Below are 3,781 nucleotides of genomic sequence, written 5' to 3'. Positions count from 1 at the left end.
AGGAGGTCGCGAAGGCGAGCCGGGAGGGCACGTTCGCCTTGATGAGCCCGGTGACGACGTCCACGGAGGGCCGCTGCGTGGCGAGGACCAGGTGGATCCCGGCGGCGCGCGCCAGCTGCGTGATGCGCTGGACGGAGGCCTCCACGTCGCGCGGGGCCACCATCATCATGTCCGCCAGCTCGTCGACCACGACGAGGAGGTACGGGTAGGGATGGAGGGTCCGGTTCAGGCCCGGGAGGGCCTTCACCTGGCCGGAGGAGACGGCCTTGTTGAAGTCGTCGACGTGCTTGAAGCCGTAGGTCGCGAGGTCGTCGTAGCGGGCCTCCATCTCCTTGACCACCCACTCCAGGGCCTCCGCGGCCTTCTTGGGGTCGGTGATGATCGGGGAGATCAGGTGCGGGATGCCCTCGTAGACGGTGAGTTCCACGCGCTTGGGGTCCACGAGGATCATGCGCACCTGTTGGGGGGTGGCCCGCATCATGATCGAGGTGATCATCGAGTTGATGAAGCTCGACTTGCCGGACCCGGTCTGGCCGGCGACCAGGAGGTGGGGGGTCTTGGCGAGGTTCGTGACGACGTAGCCGCCCTCGACGTCCTTGCCGACGCCGACGACCAGGGGGTGGTGGTTGCGCTTGGCCGCACCCGACCTGAGGACGTCGCCCAGGGCCACCGTCTCGCGGTCGGAGTTGGGGATCTCGATGCCGATGGCGGACTTGCCGGGGATGGGCGAGAGGATGCGCACGTCCGCACTGGCCACCGCGTAGGCGATGTTCTTGGACAGTGCGGTGATGCGTTCGACCTTGACGCCCGGGCCCAGGGTGACCTCGTAGCGGGTGACCGTCGGCCCGCGGGAGAAGCCGGTGACGTGCGCGTCGACGTTGAACTCGGAGAGCACCTGCTGGAGGGCCTCGACGACGTGGTCGTTGACCGCGGAGCGCGTCTTGTGCGGCGCCCCGCGCACGAGCAGTGACTCCTCGGGCAGGGTGTAGGAGATCGCCTCGTCGAGCTCGGGCTGGAAGGAGTCCTCGGGGAGCTGCGTGGTCGGCGGGGCGGGGGGACCGGAGGGCACCGTGGACAGGGCCTCGGTGGGCGCGTCGGGGCCGGTGGACGCCGCGTCGTGGGCGGTGGACGCCGCCAGGACCGTGGTCGCACCCTCCGTCGCGGACGAGGGCGCGTCCTCGGTCGGGTCCAGGGACGGCGCCTGGTCCGGGTCCTCCCACTGCGTGGTCGCATCGGTGTCCGTGGCCGTGTCATGGGCACGGCGGAAGGCCTCGTCGGCGTCGTAGGAGTCGAGGAACGGGTCGTCCCCGGCGGCGAGTTGGCGCCGGGCCTCCTCACGGGCGGCGCGCCGGGCGTCCCTGGCGGAGGGCTCCCCAGTCGCGTCCGCAGAGGCGCGGCCCCGCAGCCGCGCCCACAGGCCGGACAGCCGTCCGGGGACCTCGGCGACGCGGGTCCGGGTGGCGACGAGCACGGAGTAGGCCAGGAGGAGGACCATCAAGGCACCGGCCCCCCAGGGGGACAGGAGGTTCGTCAGGGGTCGCGCGAAGAACCAACCGATCAGCCCGCCTGCGCCGAGCAGTGCGTCGAAGGGGTGCAGCGGCGGGTTCCCCGCGCTGATGTGGACCAGACCCGTCAGGGCGACGACGACCCCCACTCCCCCCGCGATGTGGTGGGGCAGGGCATGGGTGCCGGACCGCGCACGGACGAGCTCGACCGCCAGACCCACGAGGGCCAGGGGCACGACCACGGAGAAGATCCCGACGAGACCGGCGGAGGCCATGTGGATGAAGACGCCCGCCTGGCCGGAGATCCTGAACCACTCCCGCAGTGCGACCACGACGGCCGCAGCCACGCAGAGGAAGGCGAGGGAGTCCCGCTTGACCTGGGGGTCCGTCTCCCGCCACTGGGTGAGGGCGGAACGGGCGGCGCGACCGATCGCGGCGAAGGTCCGCGCGAGGAGTCCCGGGCGCGCCGGGGTCTCCGCAGTGGACGTGCGGGAGTGCCCGCCCGTCTGTGCCCGGCGGGGCTTCTTGGCTGGGGTCCTCTGTGCCATGGTGCTCCGACGCTACCCGCGCATCCCCGCCCCGACGAAACGACCACGCCGCCCGTGACCGGACCGCCACCTGTGGCACGCGACGCGGAGCGCGACAGGATCGGAGCGGACCGGGACCGGGGTCACGCGGCCGGGACGGGGGTGCTCCCGACGAGGGCGGACCTCGACCCTGGAACTGAGCGGACCTCAGGGGCGGAACAGAGCGGACCTCGCGGGTCAGTAGGAGTAGGTGACCCGGCCGACCTCGAGGACGCGCTGGACCTGTTCCGACGTGGGCACGGGCAGTGCCGACTCGTGGGAGATCGTCACCGCCGAGGCGGCGTTGGCACGCCGACAGGCCTCGACCAGGTCGAACCCCTGCAGCAGCGCGGCGCACATGGTGGCCACATGCGTGTCCCCGACACCGGTGGTGTCCACCACCTCCGAGGTGAAGGCCGGGATCTGGACGCGCGGCTCCCCCTGGCTGACCTGGACCTCGCAGCCCATCACACCCAGGCGACGCACCATGGCGGCGTCGGGGCGCAGGACGTCGCGGATCCCCGTCCCGTGGCCCGCGTCGGTGAGTGCGCGTCCGAGCAGTGCCGCCTCGCGGATGTTCATGGTGAGGACGTCGGCGCGGCGCAGCAGCGACCCCCAGGCCCACACGGGGACCTCGTCGACGGCCGGGGAGACCGCGACCACCAGGGTCACCGAGTCGGGCAGTTCCGCCCCCCAGCTGGCGAGCACCTCGGCACCCACCTGGGAGGTGAGGTCCGCCCCCGCGATGTGGATGACGTCACCGGGCACCAGTGGGATCGAGTCCAGCGCCTGGCGCGAGGGCTCCGACTCCACCCCGGAGGTGACGATCGAGGTGGTCGAACCGTCGGCCTCGACCAGCAGCACCGCCACGCCGATGTCACCGACGAGCTCGTCGGTGAGGATCTCCACACCGGCGTCGATGAGCTGCTGGCGCACCGTGAAGGAGTTCGGGCCGGTCCCCAGTGGGGAGGCGAGCGCGGCGTGCACACCCTGCGCGGAGACCGTGGAGAGGGTCGTGAACCCTCCGCCGGGTGTGGAGGTCGCCGTGTCGGCACGCACCGAGGCACCCCGTTCGGGGAGCCGGTCGATGTGGAGCGGCAGGGAGAGGAGCACCGAGTGCGTCGAGATGAATCGGCCGGTCATGACCTCACCGTACCCCGCGCCCGTGCGACACCGGACGCACGAAGGGGAAGGCCAGGACCTGACGGATCGTCGTCCCCGTCAGGAGCATGACCATCCGGTCCATCCCGATGCCGAGGCCACCGGTGGGGGTGAGACCCAGCTCGAGGTCGTCGAGGAAGTCGTTGTCGATGCTCATCGCCTCCGGGTCCCCCGCAGCTGCGGCCAGGGACTGCTCGGTGAAACGCTCCCTCTGGTCGACGGGGTCGGTGAGCTCGGTGTACGCGGTGCCCAGCTCCGTGCCGAAGGCCACCAGGTCCCACCTCTCCGCGAGGCGCGGGTCCCGGCGGTGGGCGCGGGTCAACGGCGAGGAGGACTTCGGGAAGTCCGTGTAGAAGGTCGGGTGGACGGTGCGGGCCTCGACCAGGGCGTCGTAGAGGGCACCCACGAGGGCGCCCTCGTCGGACACTGCGGGGAGGTCGATGCCGTGCCCATGGCACAGGTCCGTGAGCTCCCCGACGGGGGTGTCGGGGGTGACGGTCCGCCCCACGGCCCGGGACACCGCCTCGTGCACCGTCACCACGGGCCAGT

At 71.8% G+C, this 3,781-nt stretch carries 3 protein-coding genes; all 3 read right to left on the bottom strand.

From position 1 onward, the window contains the following. A partial coding sequence (locus tag TA90_RS01290; protein WP_043534217.1) for an FtsK/SpoIIIE family DNA translocase occupies positions 1 to 2,053 on the bottom strand: 2,053 nt, incomplete at its 3' end. Between the two features lie 216 nt (positions 2,054 to 2,269). Then, a complete protein-coding gene (locus TA90_RS01285) occupies positions 2,270 to 3,214 on the bottom strand; it encodes a PfkB family carbohydrate kinase (protein ID WP_052450351.1) in 945 nt (314 codons plus the stop codon). Positions 3,215 to 3,218: 4 nt separating this feature from the next. Further along, positions 3,219 to 3,781: amino acid--tRNA ligase-related protein (locus tag TA90_RS01280; protein ID WP_043534216.1), on the bottom strand; the 563-nt coding region annotated here is incomplete at its 5' end.

Origin of the sequence: Actinomyces polynesiensis, assembly GCF_000820725.1 — a bacterium.
Lineage (GTDB): Bacteria > Actinomycetota > Actinomycetes > Actinomycetales > Actinomycetaceae > Pauljensenia > Pauljensenia polynesiensis.
The sequence above is the reverse complement of the archived record's forward strand: the minus strand, read 5'-3'. Positions and strand labels throughout refer to the sequence as shown.